20 protein-coding genes are annotated in these 22233 nt (G+C 48.0%); 3 read left to right on the forward strand and 17 right to left on the reverse strand.

What is annotated here, in order from left to right; genetic code table 11:
* Positions 1–9 precede the first annotated feature (9 nt).
* The 3 genes from ACJ2PR_RS08300 to psbA form a co-directional block, all read right to left on the reverse strand.
* Positions 10–495 (reverse strand): allophycocyanin subunit beta, encoded by a 486-nt coding sequence (locus ACJ2PR_RS08300; protein WP_446858972.1) that lies wholly within the window; start codon positions 493–495, stop codon positions 10–12.
* Positions 496–595: 100 nt separating this feature from the next.
* Positions 596–1072 carry an allophycocyanin subunit alpha-B gene (apcD, locus tag ACJ2PR_RS08305; protein ID WP_446858973.1) on the reverse strand — a complete coding sequence of 159 codons (477 nt, stop codon included), beginning with the start codon at positions 1070–1072 and terminating at the stop codon, positions 596–598.
* A 325-nt stretch (positions 1073–1397) separates the two neighbouring features.
* Positions 1398–2471 (reverse strand): photosystem II q(b) protein, encoded by a 1074-nt coding sequence (gene psbA, locus ACJ2PR_RS08310; RefSeq protein ID WP_446858974.1) that lies wholly within the window; start codon positions 2469–2471, stop codon positions 1398–1400.
* 427 nt (positions 2472–2898) lie between these two features.
* On the opposite strand from psbA, the gene ACJ2PR_RS08315 reads away from it, so the two are divergent.
* Positions 2899–4353 (forward strand): sensor histidine kinase, encoded by a 1455-nt coding sequence (locus tag ACJ2PR_RS08315; protein ID WP_446876681.1) that lies wholly within the window; start codon positions 2899–2901, stop codon positions 4351–4353.
* Positions 4354–4454: 101 nt separating this feature from the next.
* Here the strand turns inward: ACJ2PR_RS08315 and ACJ2PR_RS08320 are convergent, their stop codons facing one another.
* From ACJ2PR_RS08320 to purU, 9 genes are all read right to left on the reverse strand, one after another.
* A complete protein-coding gene (locus ACJ2PR_RS08320) occupies positions 4455–5801 on the reverse strand; it encodes an FMN-binding glutamate synthase family protein (protein WP_446876682.1) in 1347 nt (448 codons plus the stop codon).
* A gap of 232 nt (positions 5802–6033) precedes the next feature.
* Positions 6034–6711, reverse strand: coding sequence for a GltB/FmdC/FwdC-like GXGXG domain-containing protein (locus ACJ2PR_RS08325; RefSeq protein ID WP_446858977.1), 678 nt, complete (start codon positions 6709–6711; stop codon positions 6034–6036).
* The gene (locus ACJ2PR_RS08330) at positions 6699–7595 is read right to left on the reverse strand and encodes a class II glutamine amidotransferase (protein ID WP_446876683.1); all 897 of its coding nucleotides are present in this window, start codon (positions 7593–7595) and stop codon (positions 6699–6701) included. The genes ACJ2PR_RS08325 and ACJ2PR_RS08330 overlap by 13 nt, the downstream gene beginning before the upstream one ends.
* 4 nt (positions 7596–7599) lie before the next feature.
* The gene (glnT, locus tag ACJ2PR_RS08335) at positions 7600–8931 is read right to left on the reverse strand and encodes a type III glutamate--ammonia ligase (RefSeq protein ID WP_446858979.1); all 1332 of its coding nucleotides are present in this window, start codon (positions 8929–8931) and stop codon (positions 7600–7602) included.
* Between the two features lie 53 nt (positions 8932–8984).
* Positions 8985–9581, reverse strand: coding sequence for a hypothetical protein (locus tag ACJ2PR_RS08340; RefSeq protein ID WP_446876684.1), 597 nt, complete (start codon positions 9579–9581; stop codon positions 8985–8987).
* Entirely contained in the window at positions 9578–12508 is a 2931-nt protein-coding gene (locus ACJ2PR_RS08345) for an FAD-dependent oxidoreductase (protein ID WP_446876685.1), read from the reverse strand. The genes ACJ2PR_RS08340 and ACJ2PR_RS08345 overlap by 4 nt, the downstream gene beginning before the upstream one ends.
* Positions 12505–12765, reverse strand: coding sequence for a sarcosine oxidase subunit delta (locus tag ACJ2PR_RS08350; protein ID WP_446876686.1), 261 nt, complete (start codon positions 12763–12765; stop codon positions 12505–12507). The genes ACJ2PR_RS08345 and ACJ2PR_RS08350 overlap by 4 nt, the downstream gene beginning before the upstream one ends.
* Positions 12766–12767: 2 nt before the next feature.
* Positions 12768–14009, reverse strand: a complete 1242-nt coding sequence (locus tag ACJ2PR_RS08355) for an FAD-dependent oxidoreductase (RefSeq protein WP_446876687.1) — start codon at positions 14007–14009, stop codon at positions 12768–12770.
* A gap of 9 nt (positions 14010–14018) precedes the next feature.
* On the reverse strand, positions 14019–14879 hold the full coding sequence (gene purU, locus ACJ2PR_RS08360) for a formyltetrahydrofolate deformylase (RefSeq protein ID WP_446876688.1): 861 nt from the start codon (positions 14877–14879) through the stop codon (positions 14019–14021).
* Positions 14880–14995: 116 nt separating this feature from the next.
* Between purU and ACJ2PR_RS08365 the strand changes: the two genes are divergently transcribed.
* Positions 14996–15613, forward strand: coding sequence for a helix-turn-helix domain-containing protein (locus tag ACJ2PR_RS08365; RefSeq protein ID WP_446858986.1), 618 nt, complete (start codon positions 14996–14998; stop codon positions 15611–15613).
* Here the strand turns inward: ACJ2PR_RS08365 and ACJ2PR_RS08370 are convergent.
* On the reverse strand, positions 15592–16002 hold the full coding sequence (locus ACJ2PR_RS08370; protein WP_446876689.1) for an ACT domain-containing protein: 411 nt from the start codon (positions 16000–16002) through the stop codon (positions 15592–15594). The two genes, ACJ2PR_RS08365 and ACJ2PR_RS08370, sit on opposite strands and share 22 nt — an antisense overlap.
* Positions 16003–16338: 336 nt before the next feature.
* Here ACJ2PR_RS08370 and ACJ2PR_RS08375 point away from each other — a divergent pair, with 336 nt between their 5' ends.
* Positions 16339–16689 (forward strand): hypothetical protein, encoded by a 351-nt coding sequence (locus tag ACJ2PR_RS08375; RefSeq protein ID WP_446876690.1) that lies wholly within the window; start codon positions 16339–16341, stop codon positions 16687–16689.
* A 552-nt stretch (positions 16690–17241) separates the two neighbouring features.
* On the opposite strand, the gene ACJ2PR_RS08380 is transcribed toward ACJ2PR_RS08375, so the two are convergent.
* The 4 genes from ACJ2PR_RS08380 to ACJ2PR_RS08395 form a co-directional block, all read right to left on the reverse strand.
* Entirely contained in the window at positions 17242–17631 is a 390-nt protein-coding gene (locus tag ACJ2PR_RS08380; RefSeq protein ID WP_446876691.1) for a hypothetical protein, read from the reverse strand.
* A 230-nt stretch (positions 17632–17861) separates the two neighbouring features.
* The gene (locus ACJ2PR_RS08385; protein WP_446876692.1) at positions 17862–19637 is read right to left on the reverse strand and encodes an ABC transporter ATP-binding protein; all 1776 of its coding nucleotides are present in this window, start codon (positions 19635–19637) and stop codon (positions 17862–17864) included.
* A 68-nt stretch (positions 19638–19705) separates the two neighbouring features.
* Positions 19706–20269, reverse strand: coding sequence for a Uma2 family endonuclease (locus tag ACJ2PR_RS08390; RefSeq protein WP_446876693.1), 564 nt, complete (start codon positions 20267–20269; stop codon positions 19706–19708).
* A 22-nt stretch (positions 20270–20291) separates the two neighbouring features.
* Entirely contained in the window at positions 20292–22046 is a 1755-nt protein-coding gene (locus tag ACJ2PR_RS08395) for an ABC transporter ATP-binding protein (RefSeq protein WP_446876694.1), read from the reverse strand.
* Between the last annotated feature and the right edge of the window lie 187 nt (positions 22047–22233).

Here is a 22233-nt window from a genome sequence, read left to right on the forward strand (position 1 = left end):
CTCCTACGTCTAACTCAACCCCGAACAAATGTAATCAAAGTAAACGCCCATCTCGCGCCCCGCATCAGCCCCCACGAGATCAGTCGTCACTTCCTTCATCGATTGCACGGCTCGAACGGTGGCCCCGATCGGAACCCCCAGCGAGTTATAAGTTTCGCGCAGTCCGTTAAGAATCCGCTCATCTAGAATGGATGGATCGCCCGCTAACATGGCGTAGGTCGCATAGCGCAGGAAATAGTCCATATCGCGAATACAAGCCGCATAGCGACGGCACGTATACATATTGCCACCCGGAGCCGTAATGTCGGTGTACATCAGGGATTTTGCAACAGCTTGCGTCACGAGCGAATTGGCATTGGCGCTAATGTTGATGGCAGCGCGCGATCGTAGCTCTCCACTTTGAAAATACGCTCTCAGCCGCTCGACTCCCGCATTATCGAGATAGCGACCTTGCACGTCAGAAGAGTTAATTAATGCGGTGATGGCATCTTGCATGATTTGAGTCTCCTAAAGGTTATATGTTGTTCAATTGAACTGAAGAGTAAGGAGTGAAGAATCTAGAGAGGTCACCATTCAACACTCCGGCAAATCTGTTCTAAGACAGCGATCGAATGATGTAATCAAAGTACGGTGCGACCTCGAAGGCATCTTCTTCGCTTAACAGAGAAATCGCTTCTTCTTTGACGCAGCGCATCGCCTCAACTAGATTTTTGAGCGGAATTTCTAGCGAGTTATACATCTCCTTGATGCCGATCGTGCCGATTTCAACTAATGGCTGCTCACTGCCTGCCAACACTGAATAAGCCACAAGCCGCACATACCAGCCTTGATCGCGCTGACAAGAAGCTGTCTTGCGAGGATTGCCACTGTTGCTGGGTGTGACCGGACACCGTTCCCAAAATCTGGCACTACCGTTTTGGACAATTCGCTGTTCGTTTTCCGACAAAACTGAGGCGATCCGAATGCGCTGTTCTCCGGTTTTCAAAAAGTCCTGAAAAATGCGAATCTCTTTAGGTGCCGGATATCGAGCTTCACTATCTGCGTTGAGAATTAGCTCAGTGACAAGGCTCATAGTTTTCTCCTAAATAGAGGGGTAGAAAGCCCCATTACTAGAGGTTCTGAGATCAGAGGTAATGGGGAAAAGACGTGAGTTAAAGCACCGAATCAAATGTGCAAGATGTAAAGGAGAATAAATAAAAAACCTGAAGAACTGATGAAGAATAAGCATGAGTTTACATAAGTTTATTAGTTGCCGATAATGATTTCTTGATTGATAGATAAAACTTTTGGAATGAGTTTTGGAATGAGTTGACGCATAAAAATTAGACCCACGAAAATCTGTTGTAGAAACACAAAAACGATATTTCTACAACAGATTCACTTCTATGGAGAAACCACTAATCGACCAAAGAAATCAACGGAACTTCGTCTCCTGCTGCCAGGTCGAATGGGAAGTTGTGTGCATTGCGTTCGTGCATGACTTCAAATCCCAGATTGGCGCGATTAAGCACATCCGCCCAGGTATTGACAACATTTCCCTGCGTATCTAACACAGAGTGATTGAAGTTAAATCCATTCAAATTAAACGCCATCGTACAGATCCCCAACGCTGTACACCAGATACAGACCACCGGGAAGGCAGCTAAGAAAAAGTGGAGCGATCGACTATTGGTAAAACTGGCATATTGAAAAATCAGCCGTCCAAAATAGCCGTGCGCTGCCACAATGTTGTAGGTTTCGCCCTCTTGCCCAAACTTATACCCTGCATTTGCAGATTCATTCTCAGTCGTCTCCCGCACCAAGCTAGAAGTCACCAAACTCCCATGCATCGCCGAAAAGAGCGACCCGCCAAACACACCAGCCACCCCCAACATATGAAACGGGTGCATGAGAATGTTATGTTCTGCTTGAAAGACAAACATGAAGTTAAAGGTGCCACTAATCCCCATTGGCAAACCGTCTGAGAAGCTGCCCTGTCCGATCGGGTAGATCAAAAACACAGAGGCCGTCGCTGCCAGTGGAGCAGAATACGCAACCGCAATCCAGGGGCGCATTCCCAACCGATAACTTAACTCCCACTCTCGCCCCATATAACAACAGAGAGCCGGAATATAGTGAGCCGCAATCATCTGATAAGGGCCGCCGTTATAGAGCCATTCATCCATGCTGGCGGCTTCCCAAATGGGGTAAAAGTGTAGCCCGATCGCGTTAGAAGACGGCACGACCGCAGCCGTAATAATGTTGTTGCCATAGAGCAGCGATCCGGCGACGGGTTCTCGGATACCATCAATATCGACAGGGGGTGCAGCGATGAAAGCCAACGTAAAGACTGTCGCTGAAATCATCAGTAAGGGAATCATCAAAACCCCAAACCAACCAATGTAAAGGCGATTGTCGGTACTGGTGATCCAATTACAAAATTGCTCCCACCGCGTATTGATTCTACGTCGTTGTTGAGTAACTGTAGTCATGGGTTTTATTCAGTGTTTACAAGAAAAATGAATCGAAACAATGAATGCGATCGACACAAAATGATGACTAAAAGTTACCTGAAGGCTCTTATCTCAGGAAATCACAGAAGCGACTCTCGGCAGTAAAAATGAGAATCGCTGTGCAGGTCATCAGTAAGGACAATAGAGATCAAAGATAAAGAAGTCATGAAGGCGGTTGAGGAGCTTTACAAAACGATAAGTTCAGGTAAATTCTTGTAGATTTCTTCTCAGCAAACGTTCATCTAGAAGTCAGATTGAATTTTGGTTTTTGAACCTTGGGCGCTAGATGCTAAACAAAATGTCTCTAGTCCAACGTCTCCAAGCTAAGGTCTAACGTCTTAGCAGCGCGATCGTTCTGCATTCGATACAATTTTGGTACATCGAATAATCCATCGTCACCGTCCTCATGCCATTGATTCGCCAACTTCGGGAGGAAATTCGTCAACTCCGACAAAACTACCTTAATCCAGCCTCACTCCAGTTTCGTCTCACTCTGGAAATTGTCATTTTATCGACCTTGGGGTTAAGTATCGTTGGCATCTGGACAAGCTGGAAAATGCAGCAAATTTTAATTGCAACTCATACCCAGAATGTTGAATATATCGCTGCTCGTTTTCCTCGTGATGTAGAACTTTATAGTGAAATGTTGCCGATCGCGGCCGGACTTCAAAAAACAATTAATAATGTATCTGCTTCAGGTTTACTGATTTGGGTCAAAAGTTCAGACAATCAGCTATTGGCACAATCTGCGGACTTAAATTCTGCATTCACCGCCACGGCTGAGTTGATGTCTCTGGCAGAAATGCCGCTCAAACCGCAAGTTTATCAAGTGCGCGATCGCTATCTAGTTTTATACGAAGGCACGGTGACAGTAAAGGGCAAAGTGCTGGGAACAGTGTATATGGCGCAGGATGTGACTGCTGACCAGCATGAGTTAATATCAGCCATTCGCAGTCTTGTTGTGGTTTGTCTGCTGGCGACGATCGCGATGATAGTGGCAATGACGATTCGGATTCGGCGATCGCTTCAACCGCTCCAGGAAATGAGTCAGATGGCGGGTGTGATTTCTGCAAATGATCTGAAAGAAGCAAAGCTGCAATTACGTCATGCACCCAGCGAAGTCAAAGAACTGGCTCAGACTTTTAATAGGATGTTGTCTCGACTCTCTGAATCCTGGGAACAACAGCGTCAATTTGTCAGCAATGTTTCTCACGAGTTACGTACGCCTCTAACAATCGTTTATGGCTATCTACAAAGTCTATTGCGCCGCAGCACTAACTTAAATGATTATCAGCGAGAAGCCTTAGAAACCGCCACTTCTGAAGCCGATCGCACCATTCAGCTATTACAAGATCTATTAAACTTAGCGCGGGCAGATAGCGGTTATATGCAGTTTCATCTAGAGCCATTGGTCGTGAATCATTTGGTACTAGAAGTTGTAGGCATGACCGAAAAGTTTAGCAATCGATCGCTGACAGTCAATGCAGAAAAACAAATCGAAGCCATTGCCGATCGCGATCGCTTAAAGCAAGTTTTGATTAATATCATTGACAATGCTGTTAAATATTCTGCACCTCATCAGCCGATCGCCATTGACTTGGAATCTAGCGATCGTCAGGCAGTGATTCGAGTCAGCGATCTGGGTGTGGGCATTTCGCTACAAGACCAAAGCCGGATTTTTGAGCGATTCTATCGAGTAGACGAAGCACGGGCAAGGTTTGCAGATGAAGAACAGTCGGGTGGACATGGGTTGGGACTGGCGATCGTGCAGACGCTGCTAGAAGGAATGGGCGGACAAATCACGGTGCGATCGAAGCCTGGAGAAGGTAGTACCTTTACGATCGTGCTTCCGTCGCGGTAGAGAATGTGCATGAGGTAGTGTCCAAGACGAAGTTTTTTCGCTGCGTTGTTGTGATCTTCTACTCCCAATCCGCCATTCTGAAGGACTTTCAGACAAGATGCTTATAATCCTGGAATCCAATCTGTTCCGGCGATCGGTAGTTTTGCCATCGCTGCGGCTTCAATCGTCAACGCCACCAGATCTTCTCGCTCTAAATGATGAACGTTTTGTTTGCCACAAGCGCGGGCGATCGTGGTTAATTCCATGTTCAAGGTTTGCAGATAATTTTGAATGCGTCGCGCGCCAATTTCGGGTTGCAGTCGCTTTTCTAAAATGGCATCCTGAGTCGTGACCCCAACGGGACACTTTCCGGTATGGCAATGGTGACAGGAGCCAGGAGCCGTTCCCAATGCGGCGTAGTCTTCAATTGCAGAGTGATGTTCGCCGTCTTGAATATAAGTTTCACTATTGCAGCCCAGCGACATGAGAATGCCTTGACCGATCGACACGGCATCCGCTCCCATTGCCAACGCTTTGGCCACATCTGCCCCCGTCCGCACGCCGCCACTGACAATCAGTTGCACCTGTCCTTTCATGTTGAGGTCTTCGATCGCTTCGACTGCCTGCCGCACGGCCGCCAAGGTTGGAATGCCGACATGTTCGATAAAAACCGCCTGAGTCGCCGCAGTGCCGCCCTGCATTCCATCGACGACGATCACATCGGCTCCCGCCTGGATCGCCAGTTTGACATCATTAAACGGACGAGAAGCCCCCACCTTGACATAGATCGGAATTTGCCAATCGGTGAGTTCGCGCAGTTCTTGAATTTTGATGGTCAGATCGTCGGGCCCCGTCCAGTCAGGATGACGACACGCCGATCGCTGATCCACGCCTTCGGGTAAGGTTCGCATTGCTGCTACGCGGGGATTAATTTTTTGCCCCAATAGCATTCCGCCGCCGCCCGGTTTTGCACCTTGACCAATCACAATCTCGATCGCGTCTGCCTTTCTCATATCGTTGGGATTGAAGCCATAGCGAGACGGCAAGCATTGATAAACCAGCGTTTTTGAGGAAAGCCGTTCTTCTGAAGTCATGCCGCCGTCGCCTGTTGTGGTGGAGGTTCCGACTCTGGTGGCGGCCAGTCCGATCGCTTCTTTGACGTTTGCAGACAGCGAACCAAAACTCATGCCAGCGATCGTGATGGGGATGTCTAGCTCGATCGGTTTTTTAGCAAATCGAGTGCCTAAAATTGTTTTGGTAACGCACTTTTCGCGGTAGCCTTCCAGCGGATATCGAGTTAGCGATGCGCCCAAAAAAACCAGATCGTCGAAATGTGGCAATCGTCGTTTTGCACCCAGTCCGCGAATTTCATACAATCCATGTGCAGAAGCATTCTGAATGTATTGAATCATTCGATTGTCGTATCCCCAGGATTCTTCACGAGACGGTTGTGTAATTGGAGGGTTCATAAAATGAGAATGGGTGTGTTTTTGATCTGAAACTTAAGGGTCGTGGGATCAGGATTCTTCGCTTCGTTGTCGGGACTTTCGCTCCCAAAACTGCCAATTCTGAGAAACTTTGAATAAATCGCTATAATTCAAGACTTCTAAGCAATGTAAATTCAATGAAATTATTCACTTTGGTTATGCATCTGGAAGAGCCAAACGAAATAGAAAAACTGGAGTGAAGGATTTACAGCCCTTAGTATTCTTGATTTGCGTCTGCATTCCAGTGATAGAGTTTTTTGGCAGAGGCAACTCGTTTGAATTCTTTGGAGCCGCATGTAAAATTTGCTTTTGCAAGTAATTCCTCAACTGTTGCATAATCTGTTTCTGACATCGGTTCTATTTGTGCATCTGCGCCGAGTGATTTGATGTCACCTCTTACGTAAATAATTGCTTCATAAAGTGAATCACCCAGTGCGTCTCCAGCGTTGCCACAAATTACCATTCTTCCTGCCTGCGCCATAAACGCTGAGAAGCTGCCCACATTGCCACCCACCACAATATCGCCGCCCTTGAGCGAAATCCCACAGCGCAAACTGGCATCTCCTTCGATAATCAACAGACCGCCCTGGGCTGAAGCTCCCGCTGAGACTGACGCAAAGCCTTTGACCTGCACTCGCCCTGACATCATATTTTCGGCGACCCCGGTTCCTGCGTTGCCGAATATGGTTACATTTGCCAGTTGATTCATGCCTGCGGCGTAGTAGCCTGCGTGTCCGACGATTTCGACTTCAATGGGCGCATTTAATCCGACCGCAATATTGTGAGCGCCATCGGGGTTAAGAATGGTGACTTTGGAAGCGGACTCGTGATGCAAAAAGTGGTTGATCTCTCGTAACGGCGTTTTGGTCAGGTCAAATACTACACCTTCCATACGTGCATCTCCTCTGGGGCGGGTTCATAAATGTGAGCATGTTTTACGTCAGGTAGATGGGCCAACGATCGAAACTCAGACGCGATCGCCACATAGTCATCGGTTTCGGCGACGATCGCAGGCTTACAGGCAAACGCATCCCGCACGAGGGCCAGTTTGTCCGCAGTGCCCATGAGAAAAGTGTAGAAGCCGTCTAGTTCCTCAAAGCCTTTTTGCATGGCCAGTTCGAGGTCGTCGCCTTCGCGCATTCGCCACTCTAAATAACGACAGGCCGCTTCGGTATCGTTGTCGGTTTCAAACTCAATGCCTTGCGGTTCTAGTTTGCGGCGAATCTCGTGATGGTTAGACAGAGAGCCGTTGTGGACGAGGCAGAAATCTTCTCCAGCCGTGAAGGGGTGAGCGTGAGCGGGGGTAACAGCGGATTCGGTCGCCATGCGCGTGTGTGCTACCAGATGCGTACCTTTTAGCGTTTTGAAGTGGTAGCGATCGCTAACTTCCAAGGGTTTTCCAGCGTCTTTATAGAGATCGATTTTGCGTCCCGTTGATAAGAGATGAATGTGTGGATAGCATTCTTTGAGCCATTGTTTCACCGTTTGTGAAGTGCTGTCAGATATGAGAACGGCATGATTATTTTGAATTTCAATCTCAGCGTCACTGTTGGAGAAAGTCTGAAACGCTTGCACTAATTCTGACCAATCGATGACGTGTTCTCCACTGTATAAGCTGTACTTTCGATGAGTGTCCGCCAGTGTTTCTGTAAATACGGCAAGTCCGGCAGAATCAGGGCCGCGATCGCTCATTCCAATCAACATCGGCACCATTAATTCGCCTAGTGATTCTCGAAGGTCTGGTTTTTTGATCAGTAGTCCAACAATTCCACACATAGGTTTAAAAGAATTCTAAATAACGGTGTACTTCCCATTCAGAGACATGACGCATATATTCAACCCATTCCATTCGCTTGAGTGAAATGAATTCATCCGCTAATACGCCAAGTGCATTCCTGATAACGTGATCTGATTCGAGTGCATCGATCGCTTCTTTGAGATTTTGCGGTAGAACTCCGATTCCTTTTTCTTTCAGTTCAGCGTCCGAAAAGTCATACAAATTAACGTTGTGAGGTTCACCCGGATCGAGTTCTTTTTCGATGCCATCTAAGCCAGCAGCGATCGCAACAGCCGTTGCCAGATACGGATTACACGACCCATCCGCCAAACGCAGCTCTAGCCGACCACCGGGAATTCTCACCATGCTAGTTCGATTATTATCGCCGTAGCTAATATAAGCAGGTGCCCAGGTTGCGCCACTCAATGCCCGACCAACGACCAGCCGTTTGTAAGAATTAATCGAAGGCGCACAGATCGCAGTCAATGCGGGAGCATGAGCTAACAATCCGCCCAAAAAGTGATACGCCAGTTTTGACAATCCTAACTGACGGAAATCGCTCTCATCCGCAAACAAATTACTCGATTCATTAGACGACATCGACATATGAATATGCATCCCAGTTCCCGTCCGATTTGCAAACGGTTTGGGCATAAAGGTGCAAATCAGCCCCATTTCTTTAGCAATTTCTGACGCTGCCATTTTGAAGAAGATATAGCGATCGGCAGAGGTTAAACAATCGGTGTAAGTGTAATTGATTTCAAACTGTCCGTTGGCATCTTCGTGATCAATTTGATAGACATCAAAGCCAGCCGTTTGCAGACTGGACACTAATTTTTCAATATAGGCAACACTGCGAGACAGTCCTTTGTAGTCGTAGCAAGGTTTTTCCAGAGTGTCCGTGGGGTCACAGGGTTGAATGTTGCCGCGATCGTCTTTCTTCAACAATACAAATTCAGGTTCAAGTCCGGTGTTGAATGTCCAGCCTTTTTGGGTGAGGCGATCGATCTGCTGTTGTAAGATGTATCGCGCATCGTAGGGATAAGGCTGTCCGTGAACATGTCCGACGCAAACCATTCGCGCAAATCCGGGCATCCAGGGCACCAGACTCAGCGTTGACGGATCGCCCACTGCCAGGTAATCAGGACTGTTGGGCTGCATTCCCAAACCCCACACCGCAAACCCCGCAAACCCCGCGCCAGGGTCAAGAATATCGTCAAAATGGGAGGCAGGAACGGCCTTAGTTTTAGCAGTCCCGTGCATATCCACAAATTGCGCCAGCACAAATTTAACCTGATGTTTTTCCAAAAATTGCTTTGCGTCTGCGGGTGTCATTCAAATGTTCTCCTCTAAAAATTAACCAACCCCATCTCATCCCTCATCCCTTTTCAATCCCTCATCTCCTCCACGATCGCTTCCAAGGTTTGCCACAAATACGCTCCAAACGTACCGTCACACCAGATTCGATACGACTCACCCGGAATGATTGTCACCGACACCCCCACCATTGAGGTTAAAATAACAGGGTTTTCGGCTAATGACAAAGCACGAAAGTTAACGCTACAGGTTTGCTGTAATAACTCATGAATGTTACTTCCTTGAATAGCGATCGCTGCATCCTGACGTAGCACGGGATACACTTTTGGAGGCAGATCATCACACGCTGTTGACAACTGATCGGCAACGCGACTGTGAATGCTGTCTTCAATCAAAAATTCAGTCAATCCCAATCGAGCAATGATTCCAGCTTGAGGAAGAGAATTCCACGTATTGGGGCGATCAGGCACCGCAATTCCTTGACCTTCTAACCAGGACGATGCACCCGAACCTTTCACCCCAAATCGAGTTAGGAACGATCGATCAACCATGCTCAGATGAGACGTTAAATCAGTCTGGACATCAACCAGAGAGAGCATTCCATTGATTTCTTGCCATGAACCGTTGAGCGATTGCAAACAGTCATAAAGTGGGCTGGTACGCTTCATACTGCGACCTCCTGACGTTGAGGAACTTCTGTTTTTTGGCGATCGTTACCGGGGTCGTAGAAGGGCGTTGGGGTGACGGTGGCCGCGCTTGACAACCCATCTACCCGAATCGAAAATCGAGTTCCGATCTCGGCAAGGTGGGGCTGAATGTAGGCGAGTCCAATAAATCGGTTGAGCGTCGGACTAAAGGCAATGCTGGTGATGCGTCCTGCAATCTCGTTGTGGTCGATAATTAAGTGACATTCCTGGGGTGCAGTGCCCGAAAAATCTGCGTCTAGCATGAAGCCGATTAACTGCTGCTTGAGCGATCGTTTGCCCACGATTTCTAGACTACGCTGACCGATAAAGAAAGGCTTATCCATTTTGACAGCCCAGCCTAAATTTGCTTCAAAGGGCGTGGTTAGCCCGTCCGTATCTTGGCCGACAATCAGGTGCCCCTTTTCCAGACGTAACAACCGCTGCGCCTCGACTCCAAATGGACGAATGGCATAGGTTTGACCGACCTCTATCAACGCATCCCACAATGCTGGCGCAAACTCAGCCGCAACGTGAATTTCATAGCCCCATTCACCCACAAATCCTACTCTCATCAACGTGGATGGAATGCCAGCAATGTCACCTTGACGAACCGCCAGATAAGGAAATGCAGCGCTAGAGAGATCGAGGTTGGTTAATTTTGAGAGAACGTCACGAGAATAACGACCTGCTAGATTGATCGCCGATCGTGCCCCCGTCAAATTCACAATTCCGCAATCCATGCGCCACATCGTGTTCAAACGGGACAATTCTCGATAAATTTGGGTGGCTCCAGAGGTCGTGGTTGTGAAGTAGAAGCGATCGGCTCCCAGTCGGGCGATTACTCCGTCGTCAATGACTACACCTGATTCGTCTAACATCAGCGCATAGCGAGACATTTCTACTTTCAGATTGGAGTAACGTCCGGTGTACACTCGCTCTAAAAACTCAGCCGCATCTGTCCCGTGAATTTCAAGTTTTCCAAGTGTTCCGACATCGATTATGCCCACCCTTTTCCGCACGGCTTCAACTTCTTGATGAATGCAGTCCTTGGCGCTCTTCCCTGACTGGGCATAGTATTCAGGACGCTTCCACATTCCCGCCTGCATCATTTTGGCATTCAGTGCGATATGTCGGCTGTGAAGGGGCGTTTGTCGCTCTGGTGTAAATCCTTTGCCTGCCAAATGCGATAACGGGACGGGATGAAAAAATGGTCGGGCTGTGGTCGTTCCCACTTCTCCCGGTGATTTACCAGAGATTCTCGCCAGTACTCTCAAAGCGTTCATATTAGAATGCTTACCCTGACTGGGCCCCATTCCAACTGTTGTGTACCGTTTGAGTAACTCGATGCTATCAAATCCTTCTTGAGCAGCGTTGTAGAAATCTTTTAGCTGCAAATCTTCATCGAAATCTACGAAATTTTTGCCAGCAGGATGAGGCACGATCGCCCAAGGGTGTGACGGTGATACCTGAGATCGATAGATTTCTCCCGATGCACCGCCTTTAGTTGGGAGTCCTAGAAAGCTTGCGGCGGCTAATCCTGCTCGATCGCCATCCAGCCATTTTTTCTCAAACTCAAACACACCATTGACGCGCCCACAGGCGAAAATCCCGTCCGGCATATGATCGGGAACGAACTGCTGAAGGCAATCGTCAAACCGCATTTTGGTGCCAGCCTGATAGAGCAAATTGGCCGCAGGTGCCCAACCGACACTCATAACGATGCCATCACACGCGATCGTTTGGCGAGAATTTACCTCTGGGCTGCCGTCTGCACCAACTGGACAAATCACCGCAGCACTCAGCCCGTCACCGCCTGGATTCGGTTTTGCAGCATAGATGCAGTAGCCCGAAAAGATGGGGATTCCTTTGGCTTGTAGCGTTTGTTTTAGCGAATCTTCTGGGGATTTTTGACGGAGATCGATGATTGCAGCAACTATTACATTCTGTGTGATCAAATCGATCGCCGCTTGATATCCTTCAACATTGGCGGTAAGTACGATCGCTCGATTCATCGGTTTGACAGCGTAGCGATAAATGAGGCGTTGTGCGGCTGACGCTAACATAACACCTGGCAAATCATTATTGTGAAATACGGCAGGTTGTTCGTAGGCACCACTGGCGATAATCACCGCTTTGGCCCGCATTTTTGTCATGCGTTCTTTATCAATGAGCGGAATCCAGTAATCTGCGTAGTAGGCGGCTGCTTGCGTTCCCGTGTAGAGACAGATTTTAGAATGATTCTCTACAGCGTTTAATAATTCATTAACTTTCTCTACTCGATGCGGTTCAGTTCCGATTTGATAAGTGCTTGATCCGCCGGGTCGATCGCTCTCCTCCACAACTACCACATCTGCCCCAGAATTGGCTGCTGATAGGGCGGCCGAGAGTCCCGATAGACCAGAACCGATCACCAACACATCACAAAAATCGTAGCGTTTGGGTGTGGAAATATGAGGAGTGGATGGATCGGCTTTTCCCAGTCCGGTGAGGTTGCGAATTAGACGTTCCCAAACGGGAAAAAGTCGGCGATCGTGGAATGCTTTGTAATAAAAACCAACGGGTAAAAATCGGGAGAAATAATTGAGAACGCTGGCGCGATCGTTCGTCACATCGCCAAAAGTATTAATGGAGGTGAGTGACATTCCTGGCTCTATCAGTGTCACATCTGCACGAATATTCAGCTTCTCACCTGCCTGCATCAGCGTATTGATGTCATGATTCGCCAAACTCAAAATTCCGCGAGGCCGATGATATTTAAAACTGCGTCCTAAAATCTGTTGACCCGCAGCCCACAATGCACTCGCGATCGTATCTCCTTTGTAGCCTGTAAAGCGTTGACCTTCAAAGAAAAATTCGATTGGTTGAGTGCGGTCGATCCATTCACCTATGATTGGCGGTAGTCTTCTCATTGCGCTTCCTCACCGAACAAATAAGTGCTTAAGATTTCATCCGTTTGGGTATTTCGTTCAGCGATAAACCAGGTATTGCTGGGCGTATGACACCACCATTCTTTTTTAATGCCTGGTGCCCCATTTCGCAGGAACACATAATCCGCCCAGGTCTTGTCATCACAGGTTTGTGGGTTGGGCATCGATCGCACTTCTCCACCACAGACAAATTCTGAAATCACTCGCGCCCCATTTACCGGACAAGTCATTATTTTCATGATTAATGCCCCACCGAAGCTGCCCCTTTTTCACCCACCAATTCGTACTTTTCAAAGCGCGCCAGTGAGAAGTCTTGAATCAGATGGTGAGGGCGATCGTGGGCCACCGTATACGCCATCGTTTTGCCACAGACAGGCGTTGCTTTAAATCCCCAGGTGCCCCAGCCCGAATCGAGATAAAAGCCCTCAACGGCGGTTTTTCCCATGATGGGGGCAAAGTCTGGAGTCATGTCCGCCATGCCTGCCCACTGGCGCACCACCTTGACGTGAGACAAAAATGGAAATAGCTCTAACATGTGAGCTGCCAATCCTTCGGTAAAGTCGAGGGTCGATCGCGTCGAATGCAGTTCATAAGGATCAAGCGAAGCGCCCATCACCAGTTCTCCTCGCGCGGTCTGGCTGACATAAACGTGCAAACTGCCTGAGACGATGATCGGGTCGAGCCACGCCTTCATCGGTTCGCTGACCATCGCCTGGAGGGGGTGAATGTAGAGGGGCGATCGTAGCCCGACCATCTCCAACAATCGAGGTGTAAATCCCGCGACTGCACACAGCACGTTGGGCGTAGAAATGTGGCCGCGTGAAGTCTGAACGCCTGTCACCTTCCCGGAGTCAACGGTGATGTTGAGAACTTCGGTTTGCTGATGAATTTCCACCCCGCGCTGGTCGGCTCCGCGTCCATATCCCCAGGCGACAGCATCGTGTCGAGCAATACTGCCAGGAGCGTGATAAAGTGCGCCTAAAATGGGAGCCTTGCCGCCGCAGGAAATGTCCATCTCAGGGCAGGCTTTTTGGACGGCCTCCGCATCGACTAATTCGCTATCAATTCCATAGTGTTTGTTGACTTCTGCTCGCCAACGCATAGTGCGTACTGAAGCGTCCGTGTGGGCTAATGTGAAGTGTCCACGAGTCGAGTAGAACAGGTTCAAATCAAAGTCTTCTGACAAGTCTTGCCAGAGCCGAACTGATTCATCGTAGAATTTAACGCCTTCGGGAGTCAGGTAGTTTGATCGAATAATCGTCGTATTCCGTCCTGTGTTGCCGCCACCGATGTAGCCTCTTTCTATAACAGCGATATTTTTGATGCCATAATCGCGTGATAAATAGTATGCTGCGGCTAATCCGTGACCTCCCGCGCCAATGATCACTAAGTCATAATTAGACTTTAAGCGATCGGGCTGCCGAAACATTCGCGGCTCTGGATGCTGCTTGAATAATCCAAATTTCAACAACCGTAGGGGCATCGATTTCTCCTAGCGAAATACTACTGTTTTATTGCCGTGTCGCAGAACGCGATCTTCGACGTGATATCGTAATCCTCTAGCGAGTACTGTTTTTTCAATATCCTTTCCATATCGGACTAAATCTTCAATCGAATCGGTGTGGTCAATGCGATTTACATCTTGATCGATAATCGGGCCGGCATCTAATTCTGAGGTGACGTAGTGACAGGTTGCGCCGATCAGTTTAACGCCGCGATCGTAGGCTTGATGATAAGGTTTTGCGCCCACAAACGACGGTAAAAATGAGTGGTGAATGTTGATAATCTGTCCGGGATAGCGATCGCACATTTCCGGCGTGAGAATCTGCATATAGCGGGCTAACACCATCACATCGCCCTGAGCTTGAGCAAACAGATATTGAATTTTGTCGTAGGCAGTTTGTTTTGTCTCAGGCGTGACGGGTACATGGTAAAAAGGAATGCTATGCCACTCGACAAATTTGCGAAATTTTTCGTGATTGGAGATCACACAGGGAATCTCGATGTCTAGTTCCTGACTTTGCCAGCGAGACAGCAGATCATACAGACAATGTTCTAATTTGGAGACCAGAATGACCACCCGCTTTTTTTGAGCAGAATCGGTGATCTTCCAATCCATGTGAAAGGGATGGGCGATCGCTGCAAACTGCCGCCGAAATTCATCGATCCCAAACGGCAACGAATCCGCCAAGATTTCGTGTCTCAAAAAGAAACGCTGGGCCATCTGATCGGCATGGTTTTGCGCCTCCGTAATCCAGCCCTGATGACTGGCAATAAACGTACTCACGACCGCCACTACACCGACGCGATCGGGACAAGAAAGACTCAGCGTATACCGTCTGGCCGTGCACACTAGAGGATTATGAATGGGGGGACATCGGTTATTAGTTTATAGTGCCTGATTGTTTCATATCTGTCAACAAAGTTTCTTGCTATGATTCAAATTATGAGCGATCGCGAGGTGAGAGCATGACGGAAGCAACGACAAAAATCGTGGAGTCTTTTGCTGAACATGCGTTAGAGCGGTATTTGGGCAATACGATTCGAGAGTTACGATTAAAACATGGGTTAACGATCGCTGAGGTTTCTGATCAGACGGGAATTTCTCGCGGCATGTTGTCTAAAATTGAGAATGCTCAAACCGCGACCAGTCTAGAGACGTTAGCAAAGCTATCTGGAGCGTTGGGCGTGTCGCTTTCTACCCTATTTCGCAATTACAACATTCCAGAAGGGGGCGCACAACTGGTCAAACAGGGTGCAGGAATGGAGGTGGTCAGACGGGGCACAAAACGCGGACATACGTATCATTTGCTGGCTTATGATCAGGGGCCGACTAAATTATTTGAGCCGTTTTTGATCACGATGGATGATGCGTCAGAAGTGTTTCCCACCTTTGAGCATCCGGGGACAGAATTTATTCACATGTTGGAGGGCAAAATCGAGTATCGTCATGGGCAATCGACTTACATTTTGGAGCCGGGAGATTCGCTGACCTTTCGGGGCGACATTCCCCACGGGCCGGAGCGATTGATTGAGTTACCGATTCGATTTTTGGCGATCATCTATTATTCATTGTCTGCGGAATGACTCATCTCTAGCAGTAATTTTAGGGCACGATCAGCGTTCTCAACCGCTACAAATAAGTGATCATGATAGTAAGCAGAAACAACATTCACGCTGATTCCATGTTCTGCAAACTTTGTGGTAACCACTGCTAAAAATCCAATCGCGTTCAGGCTGGAGTGAATTGATAACGTAATCATTTTTGAAACATACTGATATTCCAGATTTGCGTTTTCAGCTTCCTGTTTAGTAATAATTAAAGTGATTCCTTCAGATTCTCGAAACTGAGCGATCGCAGACACGTTTAAGCATTCCATCAACTTCTCAGAGACGCAGCAAAATACATACTCTTCTGGATGAAGAACTGGCTGAATTGATTTCAGAAGCTTGGCTAAATGGTGTTCTCCGGTCATTGGATTTGATGTTCGATCGTCGTTTTATCGAGGATTCTGACCCTTTAGAAAAATATTGAACTATCCACTTGACGAGAATCAAATTTCCAGATATTCTCTCAAATCAAGGACACCTTTTCGTTACCGGAAGGCTGTCTGATTGCCCAAAAAACCTGGTCTGTCGCCGCCCAAAGTTGTTGGAACCAACGAAGGGCAGCTAACCCACGAGACTGACTGCACCAGTCCAGAGGGCTAATGGAGAATTCTATCACTCCTTTGGCCGCTCCGACTTGCTCTGCTCTTTGGGGCGGCTAGTTTTTTGGGTTTCTTCGGAAACCTAAACTTGGAGTATTCATCATGGCACGTCTTTTGAACGCTGGCTTTTGGCTGTGCGATTTCGCCTACGCATTTCTAGAAGCGATTCAACGTCGTTTCCTTCCCGATTCCATTCCCCGTTTCACGATTACTTCGCTTCGCATTCCGCTTCAGGATCTCTTACCTGATGTTGCGATCCCTCAATCTGATGAGTATGAAGCGTTGCGCGTGTTGATCATCGGTTCTTCAGACGGCGTGACCGAAACCATTCAAAATTTGCACGTTCGACGATTTGCAAATGCGAGTGATTGGAGTCCTTTGCTGCCTGCGCCCTCGTTTGGCGAAGTGATGAGTATTCTCACCCGACAGCGACGAAAATTGGCTGAATCGTGAGTTTTTGATGAGAACGCGGCCCCTTGCTGTTTGCGTCTTCTGCCCCCCAACCCCCAATTCTGGAGGACTTTCGGATAAGTGTTCGGTTCAAAGGGGAGGATCCCAATTGTGTAGCACAGTCTTTTTGCCCTCACCCTAACCCCAAGGCTACCGTGTATACACAAGTCGATTGATCTGTACTTGCCGTAATCCTTCGCCCCCTAAATCCCCCAAATTTGGGGGACTTTGAACGCTGATCAGGGTTCTAAATTCTGGAAGTCTTTTTTGCTTAAAGTCCCCCAGAATGGGGGATTTAGGGGGCTGAAGCCGACTAGAACGAAGTGAGTATAGACTTGTGTATACACCGTAGCTCCCCCAAGAGAGGGAACAAGAGATCTGACTCCCTTCTCACTGGGGAGACGGGCTGGCAAAGCTCTCGCCCCACTTCGTGAGGAGGGCAATCCGAGATTTTGCACAATTGGGATGCTCCCGGTTCAAAGTCCCGCACTCATGGGGAATTTGGGGGGCAGATCGGATTAGCGGTTAAGCAAAAAAATCCCATCCAAATCGACCTTAACTCATCAAAGAACCTTGCAAAAACTGCTTGAGACACAGCAAACTTGCCGTCTGTCCGAGATTGATCGGGAGTGCCGAAATGCCTTCAATGCGCGACTGAATCCAACCCTCGCCCCAGGCCCATTCGTGAAATCCATCAATTCCCTGACTCAACAAAAACCGAATTCGATTAGGTTCCACAATTTCAACCTGATGGTGAATGGCGATCGGCCCCACCCAACTTTTGAACGTCTGCCCCGGACGCACTTCATCAGGCAACCCAGCCGAAAATCGCTCAAACCAGAGCCACTTGGGAAATTGAGCGGGAGAAGCCAAATTTTTGCGAAGGGTTTCCTCAGAGGCGTTGACTTCGATTCTCAGGTTGCTTTGCTGAAAAGTTCCAAACATCGGTGATTTAAAGAGGGGGATAGTTTCAGTTTAGCGGCTACAGACCTGAATTTTGAAGAATGAAAAACTTCTGGAACTAAAAAACTTATTTTTGCTCAAAGCCCCTCAGAGTGGCGGATTTAGGGGGCGAAGCAATTCGGTAAGGACGAATCTAATCAACTTGTCTGTGCACAGTAGCTTAAAAAGGAAGGGAACTGGATTCAAAGTCAGATTCACCCAATCGACTGAGTTTATTCAACCAGCGCTGCACCGAGTTGAAGGGCATATAAATTAGCGTAGATGCCTTGTTGGGCCATCAGTTCGGTGTGGGTGCCTCGTTCTACAATTTGACCCTGCTGAACGACTAAAACTTGATCGGCTTGAGCAACTGTACTGAGACGATGGGCGATTACAAAACTGGTGCGATTTTTTAGGAGACGAGCGATCGCAGACTGTACAAGAGCTTCTGTGCGCGTGTCGATACTGCTAGTGGCTTCGTCTAAAATCAGAATTTTTGGGTCAATCAAAACGGCGCGGGCAATGCTAATCAGTTGTCGCTGTCCTTGACTGAGGGTTGCGCCACGTTCGCCCAAGAGAGTTGCATAGCCTTGAGGTAGCGTTGTAATAAATTCATGCACGTTTGCCACCTGAGCCGCCGCTTCGATTTCAGCCTGGGTTGCTTGAGGACGACCGAACGCAATATTTTCAGCAACGCTACCACTAAACAAAACGGTATCTTGTAAAACAATGCCAATTTGACGGCGCAAACTCGCCTGAGTCACACTCCGAACATCATAATCGTCAATGCTAACTGTCCCGCCTGTCACATCATAAAAACGTAGAATCAGATTGACGATCGTACTCTTTCCCGCTCCGGTTTGACCCACAAGGGCAATCATCTGACCGGGTTGTGCCTGAAGGGTTACGCCATTCAAAACGCGCTGATTTTTGGTGTAGCCAAACTCGACATTCTCAAAGGTGACTTCTCCTCGCATGGGCGGCATCTCGATCGCATTTGGAGCATCCTTAAGCTGTGAGGGTTCATCCAAAAGTGAAAAGATGCGCTCTAATCCTGCAAATGCGGACTGTGCTTGCGTGTAAAACTGACTGAGAATTTGAATCGGTCGAAAAAACTGCTGCACATACAGCAAAAACGCCGTCACTACGCCTACGGTTGCCGAACCTGTCACCGCAAGATAGCCCCCATAAGCCAGCACGCCTGCTGTCGCCAGCGTATTGAGAAAATCGATCGACGGTAAAAACGCCGCCGTAATTGCCACCGCCTGAATATTTGCATCTCGATTGGCCGCATTCAGACTGCTAAATTCCTCAATGTTGAGCGAAACTCGATTAAAAGCCTGCGCTTCTCGAACGCTGCCCAAGTCTTCTTCAAGGCGAGTCGAAAGCTCTCCGATCGTTTGTCTGGTCACCCGAAACCTCGCTCTCGCCCAGCGTGAAAACAGTCCTGTAGTAAAAATCATCAACGGAACCACTAAGTTGCTGACAAGCCCCAGTTGTAGATTGATGATCAGCATTGCGATCACAATTCCAATCAAGCTGAACAAATTTCCCAACATCTGAGCGATCGTTTGTCCGAATGCTTGATTTACAGTATTGACATCATTCAGCAGACGGCTCATCAAATCTCCCGCTTCGCTGCGATCAAAGAAACTCAACGGCAAGCTTTGAATTTTGAGAAAGATATCCTGTCGCAGTTGAGCCAGCAATCGTTGCACAATCAAACCGACACGCAAAATCTGTTGACGAATCGCAGTGACACCGAGAATATATACGATCGCCAACGCAGCCAACATCAGCAACAAACCAGGTAAGTTTCCTGGAACAATCAGATTGTCAATTGACCAGCCGATGAGAAAGGGCCCGATCGCCTGGGTCGCTGCGCCAATCATCACAAATCCGAGGGCGATCGGAATCTCTTTTCGATAAGGTTGTAGGTACTGTAAAAAGCGTTTTAGCGTTGAGGCTTGTCGATTTGTCTGGTCAGATGCAACTGCGGGAAATCTCATAGCGGTTAAAGAAGAATTCGAGGAGAAGTATTCCGTTCTATTGAATCTCTGATCACTTGAATCTGTGATCACTCTGACAACCAGGCAAATAAATTTCCCAACGTTAGCTGTAATGGGTTGGCGAATGCGGGAACGGGTAATGGTGACTCTGGCTCGTCAAACACTTCAGGCAACTGTTGGGGTAAGTAGACGATTAGCGATCGCTCTTCTGGATCGATTAGCCAACCCATCTGAGTGCCGTGCTTTAAACAATGCAAAATATTTTTGGTGACTTTTGTTTGACTTTGCTCAGGTGACAAAATCTCAATTGTCCAATCTGGAGCGATTAGAAAAGTGTCCGCAACTTCACCATTTTGGTCACGAGGAATTCTATCCCAAACAAACACAGATACATCGGGCACCGTCGATCGACCTCCAAACGTACATCGCAATTCTGGAAAAGCTCTCGCAATTTTCTGAGGTTTAAGAACTGTATTGATTGCAGGAACTAATTCACCTTGAATAACGCTGTGCTTTCCTTTGGGCATTGGTTTCTGGATAATTTGACCATCAATATACTCACTGGCAGGCTTAGTTTCTGGTAGCGCTAGAAAGTCTGCCAGCGTTAGCGATTTAGGAGAAGTTTGTACCATCTTTTACCTTCCAGTTGGTTCTTTATTGTATTGCAGAAGTTGTGACCGAACGTTTTACTTGAGATTCTAAAATAGCACCGTATAGCGAACTCGTTTGCATTAGCGATTCATGGGTTCCTTGTGCAACCAAGTGTCCTTTATCCATGAGTAAAATTCGATCGGCGTTACGTACCGTGCTGATTCTCTGAGCAATCACAAAAGCGGTACAAGTTTTTCGTCGCATCAGGTCATCTAATGCAGATTGGATTTGGGCCGCTGTTTGAGCATCCACGGCTGAAGTACTGTCGTCTAGAATCAAAATTCGATAATCGGTGAGTAGCGTTCGAGCGATCGCAATCCGTTGTTTCTGTCCCCCCGACAATCCGACCCCGCGCTCCCCGACGATCGTGTCATACCCATCAGGCAGACTGGTAATGAAGTCGTGAATCTGGGCTGTTTTGGCGGCTTCGATAATCTGATCGAGTGAGGCATCCGGGACGGCGTAAGCAATATTTTCTCGCAGCGTCCCAGAGAAGAGAGTTGTGGCTTGAAAAACGGTGCCGATGCGCGATCGCAGGCTTTGTAGCGTAAAATCTCGCACGTCTCGCCCATCGATTCGCACTGCGCCCGCCGTCACATCATAAAATCGCGGAATCAAATTCATGATCGTACTTTTACCAGAACCCGTCATGCCCAAAATGGCGATTAGTTCGTTGGGTTTGGTTTCAAAGGAAATATTTTTGATCGCTTCGATCGTTGATCCCGGATAGCGAAACGACACGTTCTCAAAGGTAATTCGTCCCCCACATTGGTTGAATGGTAGAGCGTTGGGACGATCGCGAATCTCAATCTCGGCATCGACGACCTCATACACGCGATCGGCGGAGGCGGCCGCTTGAGCGATCGCAGGAGCCGCAAATCCAATCAGCAAAATGGGCTGAAGCACTAACAGTAAGTAAGAATTAAAGGCAACCAGTTCGCCAATCGAAAATTGTTGATCAATGACAGCAGCACCGCCATAACCTACGACCGCTAACGTGATCAGATTACTCAACAAAAAGATCAACGGAAACGTATTGCGAATGGCCCGAATCGTTTTCATGTTGACGGTCACAAGCTGATCGTTCATTAGGGTATAGCGTGATCGCTCGGCTGATTCTCGAACAAACGCTTTGACGACTCGTACGCCCAATAGATTTTCTTGCAGCACTGAATTCAAATCGGCGAGCTGTTCTTGAACCTGACGAAACAAGTGATCGTTGCGGGTGAGAAATCGCCCTAATATCCAGCCAGCAAGCGGTACAACGGACAAAGTAATCAACGCCAATCGCCAATTCATCAGCAATAGAATCACTGCGATCGTCACCAAAGTCACGACTGCGCCAATCACCTGAATCAAGCTAGTGCCCACAAAGGTACGAATCTGCTCGATATCGCTGGTGACACGGGTAAGTAGCTGAGAAGTTTGCGCCTGATCGTGATAGCTAAAACTAAGATTTTCGATTTTGCTAAAGATCTTATTACGAAGGTCAAAAGCAATCCCTTGAGAAGCCGCTTCTGCCCAAAAACTCTGCCCAAAATTGAACAACCCACGGGCGATCGCGGCCCCCACCATCCAGCCTGCACTCTCTAAAACAATGCGTAAATCTTGCTTATAAATTCCCTCGTCAATTCCCCAGCGAAACAGTTGCGGAGTGATGGCATTGGCCGCCGTCAACAACAGCAAACTCAGCAAGGCTCCAAATGCGACCAGACGATAGGCCTTCAAACTTTTGAGAACACGACTAAGGGACTGCATAAGCAATTTTTTGAAGCGTTGAGACTCCTATAGCGTATATCCTCTCCACGATTTTGAAAGCACACGGTAGAGTGAAAAAGCGATTTTTAGAGGTCGATCCATGCAAGGAAATGCGTTCCGTCGATCGATGATGATGACCCTGATCAGCGGTTTAATTGTGCTGTTAGTTTGCGTCATTGCGCCTGCG

Source organism: Phormidesmis sp. 146-33 (genome assembly GCF_052939515.1).

Bases quoted from the DNA above. Each gene is read 5' to 3' on its own strand.
- ACJ2PR_RS08380 (WP_446876691.1), bottom strand. From the start codon at position 17,631: ATGTTTGGAACTTTTCAGCAAAGCAACCTGAGAATCGAAGTCAACGCC.
- ACJ2PR_RS08325 (WP_446858977.1), bottom strand. From the start codon at position 6,711: ATGGAAGGTGTAGTATTTGACCTGACCAAAACGCCGTTACGAGAGATC.
- ACJ2PR_RS08330 (WP_446876683.1), bottom strand. From the start codon at position 7,595: ATGTGTGGAATTGTTGGACTACTGATCAAAAAACCAGACCTTCGAGAA.
- ACJ2PR_RS08320 (WP_446876682.1), bottom strand. From the start codon at position 5,801: ATGAACCCTCCAATTACACAACCGTCTCGTGAAGAATCCTGGGGATAC.
- ACJ2PR_RS08315 (WP_446876681.1), top strand. From the start codon at position 2,899: ATGCCATTGATTCGCCAACTTCGGGAGGAAATTCGTCAACTCCGACAA.
- ACJ2PR_RS08350 (WP_446876686.1), bottom strand. From the start codon at position 12,765: ATGAAAATAATGACTTGTCCGGTAAATGGGGCGCGAGTGATTTCAGAA.
- ACJ2PR_RS08375 (WP_446876690.1), top strand. From the start codon at position 16,339: ATGGCACGTCTTTTGAACGCTGGCTTTTGGCTGTGCGATTTCGCCTAC.
- ACJ2PR_RS08345 (WP_446876685.1), bottom strand. From the start codon at position 12,508: ATGAGAAGACTACCGCCAATCATAGGTGAATGGATCGACCGCACTCAA.
- ACJ2PR_RS08300 (WP_446858972.1), bottom strand. From the start codon at position 495: ATGCAAGATGCCATCACCGCATTAATTAACTCTTCTGACGTGCAAGGT.
- ACJ2PR_RS08390 (WP_446876693.1), bottom strand. From the start codon at position 20,269: ATGGTACAAACTTCTCCTAAATCGCTAACGCTGGCAGACTTTCTAGCG.
- ACJ2PR_RS08395 (WP_446876694.1), bottom strand. From the start codon at position 22,046: ATGCAGTCCCTTAGTCGTGTTCTCAAAAGTTTGAAGGCCTATCGTCTG.
- apcD (WP_446858973.1), bottom strand. From the start codon at position 1,072: ATGAGCCTTGTCACTGAGCTAATTCTCAACGCAGATAGTGAAGCTCGA.
- ACJ2PR_RS08365 (WP_446858986.1), top strand. From the start codon at position 14,996: ATGACGGAAGCAACGACAAAAATCGTGGAGTCTTTTGCTGAACATGCG.
- ACJ2PR_RS08370 (WP_446876689.1), bottom strand. From the start codon at position 16,002: ATGACCGGAGAACACCATTTAGCCAAGCTTCTGAAATCAATTCAGCCA.
- psbA (WP_446858974.1), bottom strand. From the start codon at position 2,471: ATGACTACAGTTACTCAACAACGACGTAGAATCAATACGCGGTGGGAG.
- glnT (WP_446858979.1), bottom strand. From the start codon at position 8,931: ATGACACCCGCAGACGCAAAGCAATTTTTGGAAAAACATCAGGTTAAA.
- ACJ2PR_RS08355 (WP_446876687.1), bottom strand. From the start codon at position 14,009: ATGCCCCTACGGTTGTTGAAATTTGGATTATTCAAGCAGCATCCAGAG.
- ACJ2PR_RS08340 (WP_446876684.1), bottom strand. From the start codon at position 9,581: ATGAAGCGTACCAGCCCACTTTATGACTGTTTGCAATCGCTCAACGGT.
- ACJ2PR_RS08385 (WP_446876692.1), bottom strand. From the start codon at position 19,637: ATGAGATTTCCCGCAGTTGCATCTGACCAGACAAATCGACAAGCCTCA.